General features: G+C 73.5%; 26 protein-coding genes. 14 read left to right on the top strand and 12 right to left on the bottom strand.

From position 1 onward, the window contains the following. Positions 1–102: 102 nt before the first annotated feature. The 3 genes from dhaK (at position 103) to IG74_RS0132185 (ending at position 2,225) form a co-directional block, all read left to right on the top strand. Positions 103–1,095 carry a dihydroxyacetone kinase subunit DhaK gene (dhaK, locus tag IG74_RS0132195; protein WP_030684473.1) on the top strand — a complete coding sequence of 331 codons (993 nt, stop codon included), beginning with the start codon at positions 103–105 and terminating at the stop codon, positions 1,093–1,095. Between the two features lie 70 nt (positions 1,096–1,165). Further along, a complete protein-coding gene (dhaL, locus tag IG74_RS0132190) occupies positions 1,166–1,822 on the top strand; it encodes a dihydroxyacetone kinase subunit DhaL (RefSeq protein WP_051855756.1) in 657 nt (218 codons plus the stop codon). Then, positions 1,779–2,225 (top strand): PTS-dependent dihydroxyacetone kinase phosphotransferase subunit DhaM, encoded by a 447-nt coding sequence (locus IG74_RS0132185; RefSeq protein ID WP_420709975.1) that lies wholly within the window; start codon positions 1,779–1,781, stop codon positions 2,223–2,225. The genes dhaL and IG74_RS0132185 overlap by 44 nt, the downstream gene beginning before the upstream one ends. Positions 2,226–2,237: 12 nt before the next feature. Here the strand turns inward: IG74_RS0132185 and IG74_RS0132180 are convergent, their stop codons facing one another. From IG74_RS0132180 to IG74_RS0132165, 4 genes are all read right to left on the bottom strand, one after another. Continuing rightward, the gene (locus tag IG74_RS0132180) at positions 2,238–3,257 is read right to left on the bottom strand and encodes an ROK family protein (protein WP_037826388.1); all 1,020 of its coding nucleotides are present in this window, start codon (positions 3,255–3,257) and stop codon (positions 2,238–2,240) included. A 74-nt stretch (positions 3,258–3,331) separates the two neighbouring features. Next, a complete protein-coding gene (locus IG74_RS0132175; RefSeq protein WP_030684467.1) occupies positions 3,332–4,384 on the bottom strand; it encodes an ROK family protein in 1,053 nt (350 codons plus the stop codon). Positions 4,385–4,424: 40 nt separating this feature from the next. Beyond that, positions 4,425–5,156 (bottom strand): hypothetical protein, encoded by a 732-nt coding sequence (locus IG74_RS0132170; protein ID WP_030684466.1) that lies wholly within the window; start codon positions 5,154–5,156, stop codon positions 4,425–4,427. Positions 5,157–5,269: 113 nt separating this feature from the next. Then, entirely contained in the window at positions 5,270–5,782 is a 513-nt protein-coding gene (locus tag IG74_RS0132165; protein WP_030684464.1) for an RNA polymerase sigma factor, read from the bottom strand. Between the two features lie 152 nt (positions 5,783–5,934). On the opposite strand from IG74_RS0132165, the gene IG74_RS0132160 reads away from it, so the two are divergent. Next, complete coding sequence (locus IG74_RS0132160) at positions 5,935–6,135, top strand: hypothetical protein (RefSeq protein WP_030684463.1); 201 nt, start codon at positions 5,935–5,937, stop codon at positions 6,133–6,135. 50 nt (positions 6,136–6,185) lie between these two features. On the opposite strand, the gene IG74_RS0132155 is transcribed toward IG74_RS0132160, so the two are convergent. Next, complete coding sequence (locus tag IG74_RS0132155) at positions 6,186–7,052, bottom strand: GNAT family N-acetyltransferase (RefSeq protein WP_030684462.1); 867 nt, start codon at positions 7,050–7,052, stop codon at positions 6,186–6,188. A gap of 185 nt (positions 7,053–7,237) precedes the next feature. Between IG74_RS0132155 and IG74_RS0132150 the strand changes: the two genes are divergently transcribed. After that, positions 7,238–8,413: an alpha/beta hydrolase family protein gene (locus IG74_RS0132150; protein ID WP_030684461.1), complete on the top strand. Its 1,176-nt coding sequence runs from the start codon at positions 7,238–7,240 to the stop codon at positions 8,411–8,413. Here IG74_RS0132150 and IG74_RS0132145 read toward each other — a convergent pair. Both IG74_RS0132145 and IG74_RS0132140 read right to left on the bottom strand, forming a co-directional pair. Continuing rightward, a complete protein-coding gene (locus tag IG74_RS0132145) occupies positions 8,388–8,576 on the bottom strand; it encodes a hypothetical protein (protein WP_030684459.1) in 189 nt (62 codons plus the stop codon). The genes IG74_RS0132150 and IG74_RS0132145 overlap by 26 nt on opposite strands. A gap of 149 nt (positions 8,577–8,725) precedes the next feature. After that, positions 8,726–9,343, bottom strand: coding sequence for a TetR-like C-terminal domain-containing protein (locus tag IG74_RS0132140; RefSeq protein ID WP_030684458.1), 618 nt, complete (start codon positions 9,341–9,343; stop codon positions 8,726–8,728). A gap of 361 nt (positions 9,344–9,704) precedes the next feature. Here IG74_RS0132140 and IG74_RS0132135 point away from each other — a divergent pair, with 361 nt between their 5' ends. The 4 genes from IG74_RS0132135 (at position 9,705) to IG74_RS0132120 (ending at position 13,457) form a co-directional block, all read left to right on the top strand. Continuing rightward, a complete protein-coding gene (locus IG74_RS0132135) occupies positions 9,705–11,180 on the top strand; it encodes an MFS transporter (protein WP_037826386.1) in 1,476 nt (491 codons plus the stop codon). A gap of 81 nt (positions 11,181–11,261) precedes the next feature. Continuing rightward, entirely contained in the window at positions 11,262–12,056 is a 795-nt protein-coding gene (locus IG74_RS0132130; RefSeq protein ID WP_030684455.1) for an SDR family NAD(P)-dependent oxidoreductase, read from the top strand. 58 nt (positions 12,057–12,114) lie between these two features. Further along, entirely contained in the window at positions 12,115–12,927 is an 813-nt protein-coding gene (locus tag IG74_RS0132125) for an alpha/beta hydrolase fold domain-containing protein (RefSeq protein WP_051855754.1), read from the top strand. A gap of 29 nt (positions 12,928–12,956) precedes the next feature. After that, the gene (locus IG74_RS0132120) at positions 12,957–13,457 is read left to right on the top strand and encodes a hypothetical protein (protein ID WP_030684453.1); all 501 of its coding nucleotides are present in this window, start codon (positions 12,957–12,959) and stop codon (positions 13,455–13,457) included. A gap of 28 nt (positions 13,458–13,485) precedes the next feature. Here the strand turns inward: IG74_RS0132120 and IG74_RS0132115 are convergent, their stop codons facing one another. Then, positions 13,486–13,971, bottom strand: coding sequence for a GNAT family N-acetyltransferase (locus IG74_RS0132115; RefSeq protein WP_078869184.1), 486 nt, complete (start codon positions 13,969–13,971; stop codon positions 13,486–13,488). Next, positions 13,908–14,840 carry a LysR family transcriptional regulator gene (locus IG74_RS0132110; RefSeq protein ID WP_030684451.1) on the bottom strand — a complete coding sequence of 311 codons (933 nt, stop codon included), beginning with the start codon at positions 14,838–14,840 and terminating at the stop codon, positions 13,908–13,910. Before IG74_RS0132110 ends, IG74_RS0132115 begins: the two co-directional genes overlap by 64 nt. Positions 14,841–14,929: 89 nt before the next feature. Here IG74_RS0132110 and IG74_RS0132105 point away from each other — a divergent pair, with 89 nt between their 5' ends. Then, complete coding sequence (locus IG74_RS0132105; protein WP_030684450.1) at positions 14,930–15,850, top strand: zinc-binding dehydrogenase; 921 nt, start codon at positions 14,930–14,932, stop codon at positions 15,848–15,850. Continuing rightward, positions 15,847–16,839: an alpha/beta hydrolase family protein gene (locus IG74_RS0132100; protein WP_030684449.1), complete on the top strand. Its 993-nt coding sequence runs from the start codon at positions 15,847–15,849 to the stop codon at positions 16,837–16,839. The genes IG74_RS0132105 and IG74_RS0132100 overlap by 4 nt, the downstream gene beginning before the upstream one ends. Positions 16,840–17,035: 196 nt before the next feature. Here the strand turns inward: IG74_RS0132100 and IG74_RS0132095 are convergent, their stop codons facing one another. Continuing rightward, complete coding sequence (locus tag IG74_RS0132095) at positions 17,036–17,449, bottom strand: nuclear transport factor 2 family protein (protein ID WP_030684448.1); 414 nt, start codon at positions 17,447–17,449, stop codon at positions 17,036–17,038. A 237-nt stretch (positions 17,450–17,686) separates the two neighbouring features. Here IG74_RS0132095 and IG74_RS0132090 point away from each other — a divergent pair, with 237 nt between their 5' ends. The 3 genes from IG74_RS0132090 to IG74_RS0132080 all read left to right on the top strand — a co-directional run bounded on the left by IG74_RS0132090 (position 17,687) and on the right by IG74_RS0132080 (position 19,792). Next, positions 17,687–18,076 (top strand): VOC family protein, encoded by a 390-nt coding sequence (locus tag IG74_RS0132090; protein ID WP_030684447.1) that lies wholly within the window; start codon positions 17,687–17,689, stop codon positions 18,074–18,076. 36 nt (positions 18,077–18,112) lie between these two features. Beyond that, entirely contained in the window at positions 18,113–18,706 is a 594-nt protein-coding gene (locus IG74_RS0132085; protein ID WP_030684445.1) for a 3'-5' exonuclease, read from the top strand. Between the two features lie 99 nt (positions 18,707–18,805). Next, positions 18,806–19,792 (top strand): fibronectin type III domain-containing protein, encoded by a 987-nt coding sequence (locus tag IG74_RS0132080; protein WP_107059077.1) that lies wholly within the window; start codon positions 18,806–18,808, stop codon positions 19,790–19,792. Between the two features lie 49 nt (positions 19,793–19,841). Here the strand turns inward: IG74_RS0132080 and IG74_RS0132075 are convergent, their stop codons facing one another. Both IG74_RS0132075 and IG74_RS0132070 read right to left on the bottom strand, forming a co-directional pair. Further along, the gene (locus IG74_RS0132075) at positions 19,842–21,428 is read right to left on the bottom strand and encodes an amidase (RefSeq protein WP_420709974.1); all 1,587 of its coding nucleotides are present in this window, start codon (positions 21,426–21,428) and stop codon (positions 19,842–19,844) included. Positions 21,429–21,608: 180 nt separating this feature from the next. Continuing rightward, entirely contained in the window at positions 21,609–22,199 is a 591-nt protein-coding gene (locus IG74_RS0132070; protein WP_051855751.1) for a PadR family transcriptional regulator, read from the bottom strand. Positions 22,200–22,290: the final 91 nt, after the last annotated feature.

The following is a 22,290-nucleotide window of genomic DNA, read 5'->3' as shown; positions in this document are numbered from 1 at the left end:
AATACTGCCGATGACGGCACTCGTACCGACCCTCATCCGACCGCTTCACAACAGCTGGAACGCTGGTTGAGGGCCCACGTTTCAGGCCCACAGGAGGTACCCGTGAAGATGCTCATCAACGTGGCGGAGAACGTGGTCGCGGACGCGCTCAGGGGGATGGCGGCCGCGCATCCGGAGCTGGCCGTGGACGTGGAGAACCGGGTGATCGTCCGTGGGGACGCGCCGGTCGCGGGGAAGGTCGCGCTCGTGTCCGGCGGCGGTTCGGGGCACGAGCCGTTGCACGGCGGGTTCGTGGGGCCGGGGATGCTCTCGGCCGCGTGCCCCGGTGAGGTGTTCACCTCGCCCGTGCCGGATCAGATGGTGCGGGCGGCGGCCGCGGTGGACAGTGGTGCGGGCGTGCTGTTCGTGGTCAAGAACTACACCGGTGACGTACTGAACTTCGACATGGCGGCCGAACTCGCCGAGGACGAGGGCGTGCAGGTCGCCAAGGTCCTCGTGAACGACGACGTGGCGGTCACCGACAGCCTCTACACCGCGGGGCGGCGCGGCACCGGCGCGACCCTGTTCGTGGAGAAGCTCGCGGGCGCGGCGGCCGAGGAGGGCATGCCGCTGGAGCGCGTCGAGGCGATCGCCCGGCGCGTCAACGACCACTCCCGCAGCTTCGGTGTCGCGCTCAGCGCCTGCTCCACGCCCGCGAAGGGCTCCCCCACCTTCGACCTGCCGGCCGGCGAGCTGGAGCTGGGCATCGGCATCCACGGCGAGCCGGGCCGTGAGCGGCGTTCGATGATGACGTCCGGCGAGATCGCCGACTTCGCCGTGCACACCGTGCTCGAAGACCTCAAGCCGCGCAACCCCGTGCTCGTCCTCGTCAACGGCATGGGCGCCACCCCGCTGCTCGAGCTGTACGGCTTCAACGCGGAGGTGCAGCGCGTGCTCCGCGAGCGCGGCGTGGCCGTGGCGCGCACCCTCGTCGGCAACTACGTGACCTCGCTCGACATGGCGGGCGCCTCAGTGACGCTATGTCAGATCGACGAGGAGCTGCTGCGCCTGTGGGACGCGCCGGTGCGCACGGCGGCGCTGCGCTGGGGCATGTGACTCCCCCGCGCCCGCAGTGGTCCGCGCCCTCACGAGAGCCCTTCAGGCACCCCCGACGCAAGGAGACCCCGTGCTCGACGCCGACTTCTTCTGCCGCTGGCTGGCCGCGGCCGCGGCCGCCGTGGACCGCGAGGCGGACCGGCTCACCGAGTTGGACTCGCCGATCGGCGACGCCGACCACGGCAGCAATCTGCGACGCGGCTTCACCGCCGTCGTCGCCCTGCTGGAGAAGGAGGCCCCCGACACCCCGGGCGCCGTCCTGACGCTCGCCGGACGGCAGCTGATCTCCACGGTGGGCGGCGCGTCCGGCCCCCTGTACGGCACGCTCCTGCGCGGCACGGGCAAGGCGCTCGGCCAGGCGCCGCAGGTCAGCGAGGCGGAGTTCGCCGACGCGCTGCGCGCGGGGGTGGACGCGGTGGCCGCGCTCGGCGGCGCCGCGCCCGGCGACAAGACGATGCTGGACGCGCTGGTGCCGGGCGCCGACGCGCTGCCCACGTCGTTCGCGGCGGCCCGGGAGGCGGCCCACCAGGGAGCCCTGGCGACGGTCCCGCTCCAGGCCCGCAAGGGCAGGGCGAGCTACCTGGGCGAGCGGAGCATCGGCCACCAGGACCCGGGGGCGACCTCGTCGGCCCTGCTGTTCGAGGCCCTCGCCGACACCGCGGAAGCCGCCGGGGAGGCGCTCGATGACGCGTCCGGTGAGGCGTCCGGGGCGGCCTCCGGTGAGTGACGGCAGCCAGCACGTCGGCATCGTGCTCGTCTCGCACAGCGCCACCGTCGCGGAGTCCGTCGCGGCCCTCGCCCGGGGCCTCGCGGGCGGCGGCACGGCCCCCGTCGCCCCGGCGGGCGGCACCGCGGACGGCGGCCTCGGCACCAGCTCCGAGCTCGTCGCGGCCGCCGCCCACCGGGTCGACCAGGGGGCGGGCGTGGCGATCCTCACCGACCTGGGCAGTGCCGTGCTCACCGTGAAGGCCCTTATCGCAGAGGGCGACGAACTCCCCGCCGGGACCCGCCTGGTGGACGCTCCCTTCGTCGAGGGCGCGGTAGCGGCGGTCGTCACGGCGGCGGCGGGCGCGGACCTCACCGCCGTGGTGGCGGCGGCCCAGGAGGCGTACTCCTACCGGAAGGTGTGAGGTGCGGCGGGCTCAGGTGACCGATGTGCGCACCACCTCCCGCGGCTGGGCGGAGAAGCCGTCGCGGGCGAGGAGCGCGGCGCCGACCCACCCCGCCTCCGGGCCGCAGCGGGTCAGCCTGAGGTCCGGCAGGGTGCGGTGGGCGCGCGCGGTGACGTACTCCTCGAAGCTCTCCCGCACCGGGGTGAGCAGGGGTTCGCCGGCACCGGCCACGCCGCCGCCGAGGACGATCAGCTCGACGTCGAAGAGGTTCACGAGGGTCGCGATGCCGATGCCGAGCCAGTGGCCGACGCGGGCCAGCTGCGCCCGCGCGGCGGGGTCCCCGGCCTGGGCTGCGGCGGTGACGTCCTCGCCCGTGACCCGGCGGCGGCCCGCGGTGCGGGCGCCCGGTCCGCCCGTCGGCCGCCCCGCCTCAGCCAGCGCGGCGTAGCGCGCCAGCGCCGGGCCGGAGGCCAGGGGTTCCAGACAGCCGACGGTGCCGCAGCCGCAGCGCTCCGTCCCGTGCGGGTCGACGATCATGTGCCCGATCTCCGTGCCGACGCCGCTGCTGCCCCGGAAGAGCCGGTCGTCGAGGACGAGGCCGCCGCCCACACCGGTGCCGACGGTGACGAAGGCCATGTACGAGGCGCTGTGCCCGAGGCGGTACTCGGCCCAGCACGCGGTGTTCGCGTCGTTGTCGACCACGGTGGGCAGGCCGGTGGCGTCCCGCAGCAGCCGACGCAGCGGAGCGTCGCGGAAGGCGCTGTTGGGGGCCGTGCGGATGCGTCCTTCGGGCCAGTCGACGAGCCCGGCCACCCCCACCCCGACGCCCGCGACATCGGGGTGACGGGACCGCAACGCCTGGATCAGGAGGACGGCCGCCTTCAGCATCGCTTCCTGATCGGCCGCGGGACACGGCACCGAGGGCATCTGTTCGACGATGTGCCCGTCCGCGTCGACGACTCCGGCGGCGATCTTCGTACCGCCGACGTCGAGCCCGAGGAAGCGGGGGGCGGAAGGGCCGAGGGAAGGGAGGGAGGGAAAGGGATCCATGCGGTCTTCTCCTGGTGGGATGGGAGCGGCGCTCAGTGGAGTGAGATCGACGGTCAGTGGAGCGAGAGCGACGGTCAGTGGGGTGGGAGCCGCACTCCGAAGCAGTGCTGGAGCGCGATGAGGGCCGCGCCGTGCGCGCCCCGGTCGGCGACGAGCGGCTTCGTGACGAGGTGGCAGTCGCGGTTGTCGTGGAAGGCGTACGAGCGGTACGTGCCGACCGCGCTCAGGAACGCGTTGGCCGCGCGGTGCCCGCGGCCGCTGATGAGCAGGCTGTCGGCGGCGTACAGGACGATGTGGCTCGGCCCGAACAGGGTCAGCAGATGGGCGAGTCCACGGGCGACCGAGGTGCCCGCCTTGCGGAAGGCGGCGACCGCGGCCAGGGCGTGGGGGTCGTCGCCGTCGGCGAGGTCCACCGCCGCTTCCAGGCCGTCCAGTTCGCGTCCGGTGATGTCCTTGATCGCCCCGGTCAGCGCCCGGTTGCCCACCTGGCTCTCGATGCAGCCGCGCATGCCGCAGTCGCAGACGCGCCCTTGCGGCCACACCCGCAGATGCCCGAACTCCATGGGTACGCTGAGGCGTTGGCGCCGCACCACCATGCCGGCGCCCACGCCGTCGCGGACGAGCACGACGCCGAAGGTGTCCGCGTGGCGTCCCGCCCCCAGCGTCTGTTCGTACGCGGCGAAGGCGTGCGCGTCGTTCTCGACGACGGTGTCCCAGCCGGTGGCGGCCCTGAGTCTGGGGCCGAGCGGGAACTCCACCCACTCGTAGGGCGGCGGCTTCTCCTTCCCGTGGTCGTCGGGCCCGTTGACCAGGTGGCGCACCAGGCCCGTGTCCGCGTCCACGGGCCCGCCGACCTGGACGCCCACGCACACCCGGTTCCTGGGGAAGGAGCGCCCCAGCTTGCTGTCGGCGAGGGAGCGGATCAGGGCCGCCGCGCGCTGGACGACCGCCTCGGGCTCCATGTCGGACAGGTCCGTCCGGGACCGGGCGGTCACCATGCCCTCGCTGGTCACGATGACACCGGCGAGTTTGTAGGGGAGTACCTCTATCCCTATCGCGTAGTGTCCGTGGTCGAGTTCGTACGACCGCCGAAGGACGCGCCGCACCTTCGCGTCGTATCCGTCCATGTTCCGGTCCCCCCGGGTGGTCTCTCCGTGTGCGGTCGGATCACGGCGGGAAGCCGGGACCGACGATGTCGGGGTAGCGCTGGACCGCGGTGCGGACCGCGCGCCGGGTCAGCTCGACCACCTCGTCCAGGTCGTACTCCTCGACGCCTCCGACACGGCGCAGTCGCGCTCCGTCCTCGGCGGTCGCGGACGCCCCCACCCGCTCGACGAGGCGCGGCTCGCCCGCCTCCTGGAAGGCGTCGTCCGGCGCCCCGATGTCGACGAGCCGGCTCGCCCGGTAGGCGTAGGGCAGATGGCGTACGCACTCGGTGAGGAACGCGGCCCTCGCCTCCGCCCCCGCGGCGCTGGGCCGGGGCGCGCTCTCCGGCCGCTCCAGCTGGTCGCGGAAGGTGTTGACCGCCCGCGCCACCGTCTCCACGACGAGGTCGTCGACCTCGTCACGGCGCGGACCCGCCTCCGTGTACCCCGTCGTCGCGATCGCCGTCAGCCACAGCTGGACGACTTGCAGGCCGTAGACCACCCAGTCGGCGCGGGTGCCGAAGTCGGACGTGTAGGCCTCCAACTCCCCCGCGCCGCCGCGGCCCCGCGCGTGCGCGTCGAGCACCGTCCGCAGTCTGGCCTCCACTTCGTCCGCCGTGAGGTCCGTGTCGACCTCGGACCGGACCGCCCGGAGATACCGCTCGAACGCCGGATGCACCTTCAGTTCGGCGCCCGTCCTGGGCGGCGGGCTGACCCGGATCGACGTGGGATTCCGGCTGTCCCCCATGGTCATGTGAGCCTTCTCCTTCTCGTCCCTCGCGGGCACACTGGTCCCTCGCGGACACACTGGTCCCTCGTGGACACGCTCGTTCCTCGTGGACACGTCGTTCCTCGTGGGCACGGCGGTCACGGTCCGGCTTCCGGCTGATCGCCCTCCAGGCTGTGCCGCAGCGCGATGCGGGCGTGCCGCAAGTTGCTGCGCACCGTGCTCACTTCCGTCTTGAGCAGCTCGGCGATCTCGTCCGTGGAGTACCCGTCCACGTACAGGGCCATCACGGCCCGCTGCCGCGGCGGCAGTTCGAGGAGCCGCTGCCGCACCCAGGCCTTCTCGTCCGGGTCGTCGCAGTCCTGTACGACCTGGGGGTGCAGGCAGGCCTGCCACTCGCCGTTGGTCCGTTTCCGGTCGCGTTCGGCGATCTTCAGGTACTTGTGCCAGGCCACCTTGCGGACCCAGCCGTAGGGGCGGCGGCAGTTCGGCCAGATGCCCGCGAGTTCGAGCATGGCTTCCTGCGCGACGTCCTTGGCCTCCTCCACTGTGGCCCCGGCCGCGGCGAGGCCACGGACGAGGCGGGGGTATTCCGCTCTGAAGAACTCGGAGAACTCCGGTGTGACGGCCCCGTGGACACCTAGAGGGCTCACGCAGCCACCTCCTTGGGTCGGTCTCCCTATAGGTCCCTCCGGAGGCCGTTCGCGTGCAAGGGCGGCGGCACTTTTCCCCGCCGGGGCGGGAGTTGCACGCCGACGGCTCGAAAACGCCCCCTTCGTACGAGCACGAAGGAGGCAGAGCACTCATGAAGCGGAAGATCGGTACACGGCGTGAGGACGACACGGGGGAGCGGCGGTTCCACCGCCCCTCCCCCGCCGAGGTCGTCAAGCTCGTCAACGGGACGGCGATGGGCGTGGGCGGGGCCTACGTCCTGACGTCGTCGGCGCTGATCGCGGTCCTGGCGGGCGTGCTGGCCGTGGTGTTGGCCACGCTGTACTTCCTCTAGGCCTCAAGGGTCCGGGCCCGCTCCGGCCAAGGGTCCGTGGGAGCCGCGCCCTAGGCGTCCCGGTAGCGGTCCCGGACCTCGGGCAGCGGCCGGAATCCGCCCGACGTATAGGTGGCGACGGCTCCGACGTTGGAGCTCGGGGTGAGGACGAGCGCGCTCGACGAGCCGAGCCGCCGGAGCGCGGCCGCCGCGGCCACGGTGATCGCCTTGCCGTGGCCGTGGCCGCGGTGGTCCCGGTGCACGCCCATCGGCTCAAGGATCCCGGGCCTGCCCGGTCCCGCCGACCACACCGTCACCGTCGCCACCGCACTGCCCCGGTCGTCGTACGCGACCAGGCAGCGGGCGGCGGCGTACGGCGATCCGGCCGCCATCGCGTGCCAGCGCTCGGCCGCGAACGTCGACCCTTCGAACGCCGCCCGCAGGACGGCGGCGTACACGTGCGCCCGCTCAGGGCCGATCTCCTCGATCCGCACGGCCGGTTCCTCGACCGGCTGCGTGAGGTCGCGGCGCAGTGGCGTCCACGGCTCGTCGGTGCCCCAGCCGTGCTCGCCCAGCAGGTCGTGGAAGAGCGCGTCCATCGGCGCTTCGATGTTGGCCTTCCCTGCGGGCAGCACGCCGCGCTCCGGCGCGGTCACGTCCTCGACCAGCTGCCGCGCCAGTTCCTCGTCCCTGCGGGCGTCGGGCGCGGTGGTCAGGCGGAGCAGCCCGGGGCCGTCGAGGAGCCCGACGGCGAGGACGCGGCCGTCCCGGCTCCACGTCCGGACCGCCGCGGCCGTCGCCTGCGCGCCTGACCGCCAGAACCAGCCGATGTCCCCCGGGTGCAGCTGCGCCGGCACCCCCTCGTGCTGCCACTCCCGCAGCGCACCCACGGCTTCGCCGAGGCCGTCGACTTCCGGTTTGCCCATCACGATTGCCATGCCCTTGATCACACACCGCCGAGCGGGCCTCGCGCACCTGGTTTTCGCCGGGCCACGGCCTGGCTCTCCAGGGCTACGAACCGGGTTGGCTCTCCGGCGTGATTCCTTTCGGTTTCGGCCTTTCTACGGTGGTTTCACCGAGGCCGGAGTCGCCGGACGCGGTCACCGAGAGAAAGGTCGTGGACATGTCCTCACGTCGTCGTGGAGCCGTTGCGGTCCTGCTGGCCGGAGCGGTCGCCGGGGGCGCGGTCACGCTGACCGCCTGCGGTTCCGGGGAGGCGGCCGCCGCGTCCCGGGAGCCGGAGAGGCTCGCGCTCCCCGCACCCACCGGTGCGCACGCGGTGGGCCGGGACTCGCTGCACCTCGTCGACATGGACCGCCGTGACCCCTGGGTGCCGAAGGCGGGCGCCCGGGAGCTGATGGTGTCGATGTACTACCCGGCGTACCACCCGGCGCGGAAGGCGTCCCGCGCACCGGCCCCGTACATGAGCACCGAGGGCGCCCGGGCCTTCCTGAAGGAGATGAAGCTGGAGCTCCCCGCCGAGGTGCTCGGCTCCACCCGCACCCACACGTATGAGGGCGCGAAGGCCAGGCACGGGAAGTTCCCGCTGGTCGTCCTCTCGCCGGGGTTCCGGACGCCGGGGGCGACCCTCACCGGCCTGGCCGAGGACCTGACGAGCCGCGGCTACGTCGTCGCGGTGGTCGACCACGCCTACGAGGCCGCGGGCGTCGCGTTCCCGGGCCGGGGCATCCTGCCGTGCACGGCGTGCGGGAAGGTCGGCCCCACCACGTTCGGGCCCGCCGCGAAGGGCCGGGCCAAGGACCTCCGCTTCGTCCTGGACCGGCTGGTCGGCAGGAAGTCGCCCTGGAAGCACGCGGACCTGATCGACAAGAGCAGGGTCGGCACCGGCGGGCACTCCCTGGGCGGCGCCGCGGCCGCGGCCACCATGGCGGAGGACCCGCGCGTACGGGCCGGGGTGAACATGGACGGCCCCTTCGTCGACAGCGGCGACAAGTCGGGCCTGTCCGGCCGCCCCTTCCTGATGATGGGCACCGAGGCCGACCACAGCCCCGGCGGCGAGGACGCCAGCTGGGACGCGACCTGGAAGCGGCTCGAAGGCTGGAAGCGCTGGCTCACCCTGTCCGGCGCGGACCACTTCGCCTTCACCGATCTGGCACCGCTGGCCGGGCAGTTGGGCGAGGACGACCCCGAGGGCCTGCCGGGCAGGCGGGCCGCGGAGATCACGCGTGACTACGCGGGGGCGTTCTTCGACGAGCAGCTGCGCCACCGGCACACGCCGCTGTTCGACGGCCCGAGCAAGGCCAACCCGGAGGTCATTTTCCAGCACGGCCCGCGCTGAGACCCACGCACCGCCGGTCCCGCTCACCCTCGACCATGGCGGAGAAGGAGGCGCGGGCGACGTCACCGAAGTCGAGGCTCTCGGCCAGGAGCCGCAGGAGCGCCGGTTCCGCCAGATCCACGCGCCCCGCTTCGATCAGCGCCGTGACGAACGGCCCCGTCACGAAGTCCTCCCTTCACCTCACTGCGGTACGTACGGCAGCAGCTCGACAGCCTCGCGAGTGCCTCGGCCCGGCGTGCGACAGGCCGTCCCCGCGCAAGGGCGGCCTCGCAGAGCGGGACACCTTCGGTGCGGTGGAGCACCCCCGCACCGTCACTTCGGTGACGGCGCCCAGGCCCCCGCCCGTGCCGCGGTGGTCGCCGCGCGTGCGGCCGCGTCCGCGTCCGCTTCGGTCAGGGTGCGCCCCCTGTTGAGGAGGGCGTAGTACAGCGGTGCCGAGACGGCGGCGACGACGGCGTGCGGGTCGGTGCCGGTGGGGAGTTCGCCGCGCGCGATCGCGTCGCGGACACAGCCCGCCCACTCCTCGATGCGCACCTCGTAGAAGCGGTGCAGGGCCCGCGCGGCCTGGTCGTCGCAGAGGGAGGCGGCGATCAGCGCCTTGAAGAGGCGGCCCTGCCGGGAGTCGGTGAGGGTCTTCACGACCAGGCGCGCGTTCGCCCGGAGGTCGTCGTCCAGGCTGCCGGTGTCGGCGCGCCGCAGCGACTGCTCGGCCATGTCGGCCAGCAGGTCGGCGGCGAGTGCGCCGGGGGTGCCCCAGCGGCGGTAGACCGTGGTCTTGCCGACGCCCGCGCGGGCCGCGATCTCGGTGAGGTCGAGCGCGTCGAACCCGTCGGCGGCCAGCGCGTCACCGGCCGCCCGCAGGACGGCCTCACGGACGCGGGCGGTGCGTCCGCCGGGACGGACGGTGCCGGGGGCCGGGGTGCCGGGCATGGGTCCCCTCCTAGGGGTGTCGGACTACGGATGTCGGATTACGGGCGTCGGACCACGGGCCTCTGGCTACGGGCGTCGAGCGGTTCGAGCCGAGTAGTTCGAGCCGAGTAGTTCGAGCCGAGTCAAGCGGTACGAGTCGAGCGGTTCGAGCGGTGCTTCATGGTGCGCACACCATCGTATCGGGACTCCAGTTCCCTTACCGCCTTCCGCGTGCTAACTTCTCAGCCGTAACGGAACGACAGACCCATTAGGGAAGATCGCTCCGGGGCTTCTCCGTCCTGCCCCGGCGCCCGGCGCCCCTGGCACGTCCCGCACCACCGCTTCCCGCGCCACCGCGGCGAAGCCGAAAGGAAGCCCTCCCATGTCCGCAACCGAGCTCGCGGCCCGCCCGGCCCCGCGCCACCCCGACGCCGCCGCTCCCCCGGCCCGACCGCAGCGGCTCACCGGCGAGTTGAAGCTGGTCCTGGCCGTCCTGCTGGTCGCCCAGTTCATGCTGGCCGTCGACTTCTCGATCCTGAACGTCGCCCTGCCCGCCATCGGCGACGGCCTCGGCTTCTCGCTCTCCAACCTCCAGTGGATCGCCACCACGTTCGCCCTGAGCGCGGCCGGCTTCACCCTCTTCTTCGGCCGCATCGGCGACCTCATCGGCCGCAAGAAGATCTTCATCGGCAGCCTCGCCCTGCTGGGCGTCGCCTCACTCGTCGGCGGCCTGGCCACGAGCCCCGAGGTGCTGCTCGCCGCCCGCGTCGCCCAGGGCCTCGCGACGGCCGCCGCCACCCCGGCCGGGCTCTCGCTGCTCACTACCTCCTTCCCCGAAGGGCCGCTGCGGCAGAAGGCGCTGGGCATCAACGGCGCCCTGATGTCCGCCGGGTTCACCACGGGCGCGATCCTCGGCGGCGTCCTGACCGATCTGCTCTCCTGGCGCTGGGCCTTCTTCATCAACGTCCCCGTCGCCCTGGCCGTGATCCTGATCGCGCCGAGGGTCATCAAGGAGTCCAAGCCCGCCGTCCGGCCGAGACTGGACCTGCCCGGCGCCCTCACCGTCACCCTCGGCCTGCTCGCCCTCGTCTACGGCCTCACCCAGGCCGGTGAACACGGCTGGACGAACGCCCACGCCCTGACCGGCCTCGCCGCGGGTGTCGTCCTGCTCGCCGTGTTCTTCGTCGTCGAGCGCACGGTCGCCGAGCCGCTCGTCCCGCTCAGGACGCTGGGCCGCCGCACCGTCGCCTGGGGCAATGTGCTCGGGCTGCTCGCCTTCGTCACCGAGACCTCGCTGGTCTACCTCCTCACCCTCTACCTGCAGAAGACCCTCGGCTTCACCCCGCTCACCGCAGGCATCTCCTTCGGCGTCCTGGGCGTCGGCACCGTCGTCGGCGGGCTCCTCGCCCCCAAGGTGATCGCCCGCTACTCGACGCTGACGGCCCTGGTCGCGGGCGGCGTCGTCCAGACGGTGTTCACCGCCGCGCTCCTCTTCCTCGGTACGACGACGGGGGCGTCCCTGGCCCTGCTGCTGCCCGCCACCTTCTTCGGCGGCATCGGCAACATGCTCGTCATCGTCGGCTTCATGGTGACCGCCACCAGCGGGCTCCCCGACGCCGAACAGGGCCTGGCCACCGGGCTCGCCTCGATGTCCCAGCAGGTCGGCATCACCATGGGCACCCCGATCATGTCCGCGGTCGTCACCGCGAGCGGCGCGGGCGCGGCCACCGCCTCCGCCGTCCACCACGGCGTGACCGTCGCCATCGCCGTCAACGCGGCGCTCGTACTCCTCGGGGTCGTGTTCGCGGCCGTGTTCCTCCGGCCGAAGCGGGGCGCCGACGCCCCGGCGACGGCCTGACTCCCGGGCCCCGCAACCCGCCCACGCAGCCCTGCTCACCACCCGCCAGCCACCACCCCGCATCCCCCAAGGAGTAGATCCATGGACCTCCAGCTCACCGACAAGGTCATCGTCGTCACCGGCGCCACCAGCGGCATCGGCCACGCCACCGCCCACCTGCTCGCCGACGAGGGCGCCCACGTCATCGCCGTGGCCCGCGACACCTCCGGTTCCGGCGCCGACGCCCTGCCCGCCAAGGCCGACCTCGTCGCCGCCGACCTCACCGACCCGGCGGCCGCCGAGCGGATCGCCGACCACGTACGCACCGCCCACGGCCGCCTGGACGGCCTGGTCAACAACGCCGCGGCGCTGATCTCCCAGCCGTCCTTCGCCGCCATCGACGACGACCAGTGGCACACCACCTTCGAACTCAACCTGCACGCCGTGGTCCGCCTCACCCGCGCCGCGCTGCCCCTGCTCCAGGCCAACCCGCACGGCGCGGGCATCGTGCACGTCGCCAGCGAGGCCGCCCGGCTGCCCGACGCCACCATCGCCGACTACGCCGCCTCCAAGGCCGCCCTGCTCTCCGTCTCCAAGTCCCTCGCCAGCAGCCTCGGCGACTCCGGCGTCCGCTCCAACGTCGTCTCGCCCGGCCCCACCCGCACCGCCCTCTTCGACGCACCGGGCGGCTTCGCCGAGCAGCTCGCCGAGCGCTTCTCCCTCCCCGCCGACGAAGCCGTCGACCACTTCATCCGCCACGAGCGCCGCCTGCCCACGGGCCGCATCGGCGCCCCCGAGCAGGTCGCCGACCTCATCGCCTACCTCCTGTCGCCCCGCGCCGCGCAGGTCACCGGGGCCGAATGGAGCGTCGACGGCGGGGCCCTGCGCCAGCTGTGACCGCGTCCGCCGCACACCGGTACGGGCACCGAGCCGCACACCGAGAGGATCCCCCGCCATGGTCACGAGCAGCGCCGCCGTCCGCACCGACGAGGTCACCTGGCGACCCCTGACCGTCCCGGCGCCGAGCCCCGTCCCCGTCCGCGTGTACGAGCCCGGCGCGGGCACCGGCACCGGCACCGGCGGCTGGCTCGTCTGGGCGCACGGCGGGAGCTGGCAGTACGGGTCCGCCGCCGACTGGCACCCGGTCACCCGCCGCCTGGCCGCCCTGACCGGCTGGAACGTGGTCAGCGTCGACTACCGCCTCGCTCCCGCCCACCGCCACCCGGCCGCGCTCGAAGACGTCCTGGCCGTACTGGACTGGGCCGGCGAACGCGTCGGCGCCGGGGCCGGGATCGCCGTCGGCGGGGACAGCGCGGGCGCCACCCTGGCCGCGAGCGCCGCCCTCGCGCAACGCGACCGCGGCCGCCGTCTGGACGCCCAGCTCCTTGCCTACCCGCCTCTCAACCCGGCCTGCGCCGCCCCCAGTTACCAGCGGGACCCGGCCGCCTTCCCCGAGGCCGCCGCGCTGCGCCGGGCCTGGCGCACCTGGCGCGGCACCGGGCCCGCCACGGCCGTCGCGCCCGACGGCACGGCCCTGCACAGCACCCCGTTCGACGCCGCCGACCTACGCGGCCTCGCACCCGCCGTGCTCGCCGTGGGCACCTCGGACCCCGTGGCCGACGACGTCCTCGCCTACGCCGGACTCCTCAAGGCCGCCGCCGTCCCCACCCGCCTCATCCACACGCCCGACACGGCCCACGCCGACCTCCTGGACCCCCACAGCCGCCTCCTGCCCCGCCTGGCCACCGCCCTGCACGACCTGCCCTGACCACCACGCCCGGGAACGGACACCCCGCCATGACCACCACGCCGCCCGCCCCCATCGAGGCCCTGCTCCGCCACTTCACCGACCTGCGCGAAGGCACGCACGCCGGGCACGCCGAACGCCCCGCGAAGGAGGCCGTGTTCGCCAAGACCACCGACCTGCTCGACGCCCCCGCCCGCCAGGCCCTCACCGAGTTCGACACCCACCTGCTGCGCGGCACCGGCACCCTCCAGGCCACGGGCCTGCGCCGCGACGAGCACGGCGGCAGCTTCGCCACCTGGCGCCTGACCTGGCCCGAGCAGCGCCGCTCCGGCATCCCCGCCCTCTCCCTCCACGCCTACTACGGCGCCGGGTTCCTCCACCCCCACCTGCGCGGCACCACGGTCGCCGACTGGCCCCTCAACGTCTTCACCCCGGCCCAGGCCGCCGAACTCCTCCCCACCTTCCGCGCCATCATCGCCGCCGACCTGCACAACCTCGTCTTCCAACGGGACTGGCGCATCGTCCCCGCCCTCCGCACCACCACCCGATGACAGCCGCGACAGCCACGGCAACCGCAAGCTACGCGGCCCGGATCGCGTCCGCCGGGACCTCGAAGACGAGGCTGCCCCCCTCGCTCTCGTCCCCCTTCTCCCCGACCCGCGTGAAACCGAAGCCCGCGATGGTGGCCAGGGAGGCCTCGTTGTCGGACCGGATGGTGGCCCGCACGGTCCTGACCCCGGGCTCGGCGGCGGCCCTGACGAGCAACTCCCGCAGCATCGCGCGGGCGTAGCCCTGGCGGCGGAATCCGGCCACGACGGTGTAGCCGACCTCGACCGCACCGGCCTCGCCCGGCGGCCCGTGGAACCCGGCGTCGCCGACGACGGCCCCGTCCGGCACGGACACCGCGGCCCGTGTCGTCCAGGGCGCGACGGACGGGTCCTCGGCGAGCTGTTCCGCGCGATAGCCGAAGATCCAGCGGGCCCGTTCGGAGAGGAGGGCCCTCAGCCCTTCAGTTCCCCGGGTGGTTCGGGCAGCCAGTCGCGGGTCGGGTCGTACTCCAGCCATCGGCTCCGCCCGGCTTCCTCAGCGCAGGCGGCGGCGAGGCCGGTCAGGCCCGGGCGTCCGTCGCCGGTGCGCCAGAGCAGCGACCAGGCGTACAGCGGAGTGGGATCGACCAGGGGGACGGAGCGCAGCCCGGGGACCTCCGGCAGGGGCACGTCGGCGGGCAGCAGCGAGAAGCGCCGCGGCTCCCGCGCCACCTCGGCGAGGAAGTGGGCGAGCCCCAGATTGACGCTCGTGGCCGTGTTCCGGATGCCGAACCGGTCGGCGAACCGGTGGAGGAAGTCGAGCCGGTTCAGCGCACCGGGTGCCCACAGCACGCTGTCGCGCAACCGGTCCGGCCGCAGCGCCGGTTCGGCCGCGAGCGGATGGTCCGCGCTCAGGACGGCGTCCACCGGTTCGAGGCGGACGAGGCGGTGGGCGAGCCCGGCGGGCAGCGGCGGGTGGGCCCGGCCGAAGGCCGCGTCGATGTCACCGTGCAGCAGTGCCGTCGTCACCGACGGCAGATCGCGCCCGTGCCCCAACGCCAGCTCTCCGGCCCGCCCGGCGATCCGGGCCAGCGTCCGCATCGGCGCGTAGAGGTGCCCCCAGACGTCCACGCGCAGCGGACGGTCCTCGCCGACCGCCGCCGCGACCGCGGCGTCGGCGGCGGCCACGGTCTGCCGGGCCGGCGGCAGGAAGCGCCGACCGGCATCGGTGAGCCGTACGCCGTTGCCGCCGCGGTGGAACAGCGCGGTGCCGAGCAGGGATTCCAGCCGCGCGATCCTCTTGGACAGCGCCTGCTGGGAGATGGCGAGCGTCCCGGCCGCCCGCCCGAAGTGCAGTTCCTCGGCGGTGCGCACGAAGGCGCGTACCTGCGCCACGTCGAGATCCATGGCTCTCACCATAGGTGACAACCAAAGGTTGTCGGCTTCGCTCGTTCGTTGTTGGATCGCGGGGCGGCCGGGAGGGTTGCATCCTCTCCATGCACAGACTGATTCCCACGGGGGAGGCGGCGCGCCCGGTCGTCTTCGCCGAGTTCCCCCAGCCCGCGCCGGAGCCCGGTGAGGCACTGATCAAGGTCGAGGCGTTCGCCCCGAACCGGGGAGAGACGTTCCTTCTGGAGAACCCCCGGCCGGGGGCTCTGCCCGGCAAGGACGTCGCGGGGCTCGTCGTACAGGCGGCGGCCGACGGGTCAGGACCCGGCATCGGCACCCGCGTGGTCGGGCATCCGGCGCAGGGCGGCTGGGCCGAGTACGCCACCGTGCCCACGCACTCGCTCGCGGTACTCCCGGACAGCGTCGACAGCGTACGGGCGGCCGCCCTCCCCCTGGCCGGGATCACTGCCCTGCGGCTGCTGCGTACCGCCGGTTCCCTGGCGGGCCGGCGGGTGCTGCTGACCGGCGCCTCGGGCGGCGTCGGCCACTACGTCACCGAGCTGGCCGTCGGCGCGGGCGCCGAGCTGACCGCGGTGACCGCCACGCCGGCGCGCGGTGAACGGCTCGCGGAGCTGGGTGCGCACGTGGTGCACGAGGTCGAGGCGGCACAGGGGCCGTTCGACGTCGTGCTGGAGTCCACCGGCGGGCCGGATCTGCCCCTCGCCCTGTCGAAGGTGCGCCCGGGCGGCACGCTCGTCTGGTTCGGCCAGGCGAGCCGCACCCCGGTGACCCTCGACTTCTTCCAGCTCCTCGGCGGGCCCGAGCGCGTCACGATCCAGCACTTCCACTACGCCGGCGCCCCGTACGGCTCCGATCTCGCAGCGCTGGTGAGCCTCATGGAGCAGGGGCGGCTGCATCCGGAGATCGGCCGCGTCACCGACTGGGCACACACCGCCGACACCCTCGTCGACCTCCGGGAGCGCCGGATACGCGGCAAGGCCGTCCTGCTGACCGGAGGAACACGATGAACACCACCGACTTCGCCGCCGCCCAGTGGACCCGCGCCACCGGCGCGGGCGTGGACCCGCACGAGTACCGGCGCGTCACCGACGGCCTCACCTCCGTCGCCGACTGGGGCCCGTCCTTCCTGCGCACGGGACACGGCTACCTCCAGCGCGCCCAGGACGCGGGCTCGTCCCTCTCGGCGGGTGAGCACCTGCTGACGGCGGCCCGGTGGTTCCACCTGGCCACCCTGGCGCCGTACGCGGACGCACATCAGGCAGCCGCAGCGGCGGACCACGCCCTGGGCAGGGCGCTCGCGGTGCTGGAACCCGGTGCGCGGCGGGTGAGCGGCGAGGGGTTCACCGGCTGGCTGCGCGGCCCCTCCGACGCGCCGGGGACCGTGGTCGTCGTCCCCGGCCTTGACTCGGCCAAGGAGGAATTCCTCGATCTGGTCTCCGCGCTCCTCGCCAGAGGCCTCGCGGTGTTCGCGATGGACGGCCCCGGACAGGGCGTGCTCGCGGCCACCACGACGTTCGTGCCGGACTACGAGCGGGTCGTGGGCCGGGTCGTCGACGCCCTCGGCGCCGCCCGCGTCGGACTCGTCGGCCTGAGCCTGGGCGGCTACTTCGCGGCCCGGGCCGCGGCCCTCGAGCCGCGCGTGGCGGCCGTCGCCACCGTCAGCGGTCCCTTCCGCCTCGACTGGGAGGAACTGCCCCCGCCGGTAAGAGAGATCATGGCCCGCCGCGCGGGAGGCACCGATGCCGCCCACGCGTTCGTACGGCACGTGGACCTCGCCGCCCTGGCACCCCGCATCGCGGCACCGCTGCTGGTCGTGGACGGAGAACAGGACGTCATCCCCGGCGTGACGAACGGCGAGGCCCTGGCCCGCCTCGCGCCGCACGGCAGCTACCTGTCCGTCCCGCACGGCGACCACCTCCTCGGCAACGCACGACCCGACTGGCTCCCCCACCTCACCGACCACCTGACGCACGCCCTGACGGGCCCACCGGCGTGAACCGTTTCACCGGCGAGACCGTCCTTGACCCCCGGCGGCCCACCCCGGGTCTCGACGAGGTGGACGGGGGAGAGACTCAGCCAATCCTCCGCCGAGCGCACATGGCCGGGCCCGGTGCGGGCACACTGGAGGCCGGGCCCGCCGCGCTCCCCCGTCGCGGCGGGCCCACCTGGCAGCGGGCCGTGCCGGGGCGGCCTCAGCCCACCAGGTCGGGCGCGAAGTAGTCGCGCAGTCGAGCGATCTTGCCGTCGCGGACGCGGAAGATCTGCACCAGGGAGACGGCCACGCCGTCCCCGCTCCCGTCCCCGTCGAAGACCGTGTCGATCTCGGCGATGAAGACGTCGGGATCCGAGGTGGTGTGCAGCACGTAGCCGGACTTCTCGAGGTTCGGCGAGCGGTCGTCCCGCGTCTGCTGCTCGTAGTACGCCGCCATCGCGGTGCGGATCTCCTCGCGGCCCACCAGTCTCCGGGGGAAGGCGGCGCCGGGAGGCACGAGCGGTGCCTCGAAGACGCCGTCCTCGGTGAAACTCTCGGCTACAGCGTCGGCGTTCCGGGTCATGGTTCCGGCGTGGACGTACCGCTCGAAGATCTCCTGCGGCGTTCGGGGCATGGGGCCTCCCTGGGCTCGGACGCGGACGCGGCCGGTGTCGTCGGATCGGACGCTTCCCGCTCGTCGTCGCCGGTATGCGCGATCGCCGCCCGCCCGCGCAGGCGTGCGCCGGTCCCACCCCCGCGCCGTAACCCGCCGCGCTCGGCGAGGCGTCCTGACGGAGACTGTTCGGGACCTGGTAGATCAGTGCACGACGGCCCGTCCCCCGCACATCCGGACCGGAGGAGAGAGCACTCCATGAAGATTCACCTGACCAGTGTCTTCGTCGACGACCAGGCGAAGGCCGAGCACTTCTACACCGAGATCCTCGGCTTCGTGAAGAAGCACGACGTGCCGGTGGGCGAGACGGACCGGTGGCTGACCGTCGTCTCGCCCGACGAGCCCGGCGTGCAGCTCCTCCTGGAGCCCGCCGCCCACCCGGCCGTCAAGCCGTACCGCGACGCGCTCGTCAAGGACGGCATCCCGCTCGCCCAGTTCGCCGTCGACGACGTGCGCGCGGAGTACGAGCGACTGCGCGGCCTCGGCGTCCGCTTCACCCAGGAGCCCCTGGACATGGACGAGGTCACCTTCGCCGTCTTCGACGACACCTGCGGCAATCTGATCCAGATCGCGACGGAGCCGCAGTAGGCGGTCCGCCTCGCGCGAGGCAAGGAGAACGCCGCTGTGTCCACCTTCGTGATGTTCGACCTGGAGTTCACGTCGTGGCCGGGAGCGCTCGAGGCGGACTGGTCGGGCCCCGGGCAGCTGCGCGAGATCGTGCAGATCGGGGCCTTGCGCCTGGATGCGGACCTGTCGGTCGTGGAGGAGTACGAGGCGCTGGTGCGGCCGGTGGTCAATCCGCGCCTCTCCGCGTTCTTCACCGAGCTCACCGGCATCGAGCAGGCAGAGGTCGACCGGGAAGGGCTCGCTCCCGCCCGGGCACTCGGTGACTTCCTGGGGTTCTGCAAGGGCCGGACCGTGCTCTCCTACGGCAACGACATGGTCGTCCTCGGGGAGAACGTGGGCTGGGCGCGAGCGCGCGGCGAGCGGATCGAAAGCAGCTACCTGGACGCCCACTTCCTGAACGTGCGGCCCTGGCTCAACACGCTGGCGCCCACGACGACCGGCGTGAACGTGGGGCGCCTGTGGCAGGTGCTCGGTCTGCCCAAACCCGCCGCAGGGCAGGAGCATTCTGCCCTCTTCGACTGTTACTCCTTCGCTGCGGCCGTCAAGCACCTCCGTGCCTCCGGGGCCGCCTTGCCGGAAGGGTGTCTCTGAGCCTTCGGCCCGCACCTGATCCGCCGCACCTCTTGATGTGCCCCGGTCACGCCTGACAAATTGGTCCGGACCAATTGCCGTCGAGTGGAAGGCACACCCGTGCGACGGACCCCCCACACACGTCACCTGCCGCCCGTCTGCCTCACCGTCACCGTCGCCTGTCTGCTGAGCGCCTGCGCCTGGGGCGGTGAGGAGGGCGGCGGCGCGGCGCCGCCCGACGCGCCGCGCGGGGTGACCGTGCAGGCGGGCAGTGCCACGTCGGTGCACGTGATGTGGAACCGGTCCACCAGCCGCACCGGCATCGACGGGTACGAGGTGTACCGGGGTGCCACCCGGGTCAAGCGCGTCCCGGCCGCCCAGCACATGGTCGACATCACCGGGCTCGAGCCGTCCGCCACGTACACCTTCTCCGTCCGGGCCCGCGACGCCGACGGGAACCTCAGCGCCGACAGCAAGAAGCTGACGGTCACCACGCCCGCCGCGGCCGCGGCCGACACCCGGGCCCCCTCGCGCCCGCGCGAGCTGCGCGGCGAGGCCGAGGGCGGGCACGCCGCGACCCTGTCGTGGGGCGCGTCGAAGGACGACCGGAGCGTGGCCTCGTACGAGATCTACCAGGGCACGACGAAGATCCACAGCGTGGGCGGCGGCACCACCGACACGCTCATCACGGGGCTGCGGCCGGGCAGGACGTACACGTTCACGGTGAAGGCGCGGGACGCCGCCGACAACTTCTCGCCCGCCAGCCCCGCCGCGCGCGTGCGGACCTCGGGCAGCAAGGACAGCGGGCGCGGCACCGCGCCCGCCGACCTCCGCGCGACGTCGCGCCAGAAGGACGGGGCGTACTACGTCGACCTGTCCTGGAAACCGCCGCACACCGGTGGCGCGGTGACGGAGTATCAGATCCATCTGGACGGCGAGAGCGCCACCTCGCTCGTCTTCGGCGGCACGGTTCCGCAGGGCCGGATGAAGCACAGCTTCTACGTGGGCAAGGAGCCCGGCGTCACCCACCGGGTGCGGCTGCGCGCCAAGCTGCCCGACGGCACGTGGGGCGGCTACTCGGCCGAGCGCACGGTCACCACGCGGTGAGGAGCGCGCGGTCGCCACACGTGGGGTGGCGACAGCACGGTCAGCGGTCTCAGCGGGTGCTGCCGGTGCCGGTCGTCGGCAGGTAGCGCGGGGCTCGCCAGGCCTGCAGGCGCTGCTCCACCGCGGCGCCCAGGGACAGCAGTTCGGCGTCCTGGTGGTGTCCGGCCGTCAGGAGCACGCCGACGGGCAGCTCCCGCACGGACCCGGCGGGCACCGAGAGGGACGGGTAGCCGGCGACGGCCGCCGGGGTGGAGGACGGGATGACGTCGTTGTCGCCCCGCTTGCAGTCGGTGGTCCAGGCGGGCGGGTTCGTCGGCGCGGCGATGGCGTCGAGGCGGTGGGCGGCCATGGTCTCGTCGATGGAGCGCCGCGAGAGGTCCTTCAGCTCGGCGCGCATGGCCTTGTAGGCGGGGTCGGTGGTGGACGGCGCCTCGAGCGCCTGCTCGAACAGCTCCTGCCCGGCGAAGCAGGTCTGCTCCTCGGGGTGCGTACGGTTGAACTCGATCAGCGCGGCGAGGTCCCGCGGGCCCTTGCGGGTGGCGAGGTACGCGTCGATGTCGCGGTGGAACTCGCTGAGCAGCGCCGGGAATTCGAGTTCCGCGAGGCGCTTCTGGTAGGGCGGCGTCACCTCGACGACCTCGGCCCCGGCCGTCCGCAGCTTCCGGGCGGTGCGCGTCATCACGGCGTCCACGTCCGGGCCGAGCTCGGGCAGCCGCCACAGGCCGATGCGCTTGCCGCGCAGGCTGCCCGGGCGCGGCTTCGCCTCAGCGCCGGGGTGCGTGCCCTCGCCGCCGCTGAGGACCGCGAGCGTGAGCGCGGTGTCGACGACGTTGCGCGCCATCGGCCCCGCGGTGTCCTGCTCGGCGGAGATCGGGACCACGCCGTCCTGGCTGACCACGCCGAGGCTGGGCTTGAGGCCGACCACGCCGTTCATCCCGGCGGGGCACACGATGGAGCCGTCCGTCTCGGTGCCGATGGCCACCTGTGCGAGGGACGCGGCGAGCGCGGCGCCCGATCCCGCGGACGACCCGCACGGGTTGCGGTCCAGGACATACGGGTTGTGGGTCTGGCCGCCCACCGCCGACCACCCCGATGTCGGCTTGGCGCCGCGGAAGTTGGCCCACTCGGAGAGGTTGGTCTTGCCGAGGATCACCGCCCCGGCCTGCCGCAGCCGCTTGACGAGCAGGGCGTCCGCGTCCGGCGGGCTCCCGGCGAGCGCGAGCGACCCGGCCGTGGTCGGCATGGAGCGCGTGTTCACGTTGTCCTTGATGAGCACGGGGATGCCGTCGAGCGGGCCGCGGGCGCGGCCCTCGCGGTGCCTCTCGTCGCTCGCGGCCGCCTGGCGCAGAGCCGTCGGGTCCGTCAGGAGGACCGCGTTGATCTTGGAGTCGACCGTGTCGATCCGCCGCAGATAGGCGGAGGTCAGCGCCTTCGAGGTGAGTGAGCCCTTCGCCATCCTGGCTTGCAGTTGCGGGATCGTCACCGTGTCGAGGTCGACGCCCAGGCCCGCGGCCGCCGCCGGTGCGCCGGTGCCGTCCTCGGCGCGCACGTCGGGCGTCCCCGCCCAGAGCGCGCCCGCGACGAGAGCGGCGGCCACCGCGGCAACGCCGCTCCTGCGCACGGTTCTTGAGCTCACCGCCGTCACTGCGGCCCGCGCGCTTCTCGTACTCCTCGTGCTTCGCATGGTCCTCATGCGCCCTAGCCGACTACAGGGCTACGGACCCGCGCAAGGGCATCGCGGGCCGGATGCACGCCCTCTCGGGCAGGGGCCGCGCGCCGCGAGGGAAACCCGGGCAGGGCTCCTGCGGGCGGCTCCTCACGCCTCGGCCCGGCCGCTCCCCCGCCGCACGGCCCCGTCGCGCCGCGCCGCCAGCAGGTCCGCCGCCCGCTCGCACCACTCACGCGTCTCCCGCTCGAAGGCGAGCCCGCGCAGACACGTCAGATACGGCCCGATCCGCTGGCCCGTGCGCAGGAACTCCGCCTCGTCCAGGTCGCCGCGCAGCCGTCGCAGGAGCGCGCCGAGGACCTCGGTCTTGGCCGCGGCGACCTGCGCGCGCTCCCTCAGCTGCGCGATCACCGGTGTCGCGTCGACGCCGTCCACGGCCTGCACCTTGACCAGCAGGTCGTCACGGATGAACGAGGGCTTGGCGGTCTCGGCCGCGAACCGCTCCAGCTCGGCGACGCCCGCGTCCGTCACCGTGAAGAGCCGCTTGTTCGGCCGCCCTTCCTGCACCACCTCGCGCCCGGCGACCAGGCCTTCGCCCTCCAGGCGCGACAGTTCGGCGTACAGCTGCTGCGGCAGCGCGTGCCAGAAGTTGGCGACGCCGATGTCGAACCCCTTGGCGAGCTGATAGCCGCTGAACTCGCCGTCCAGCAGCGCCGCGAGCACCGCGTGCCGCAAGGCCATGAGCCACCGCCTCCCCTTCTCCTCGCCGCCTCTTCCCTTTGCCGACCGGTTCCCCCATCATAGTCATCGATCTGACTAGTCAGATTCTTGA

Origin of the sequence: Streptomyces sp. NRRL B-1347 (assembly GCF_000720325.1) — a bacterium.
GTDB lineage: Bacteria > Actinomycetota > Actinomycetes > Streptomycetales > Streptomycetaceae > Streptomyces.
This window is presented reverse-complemented; position numbering and strand designations above follow the sequence as displayed.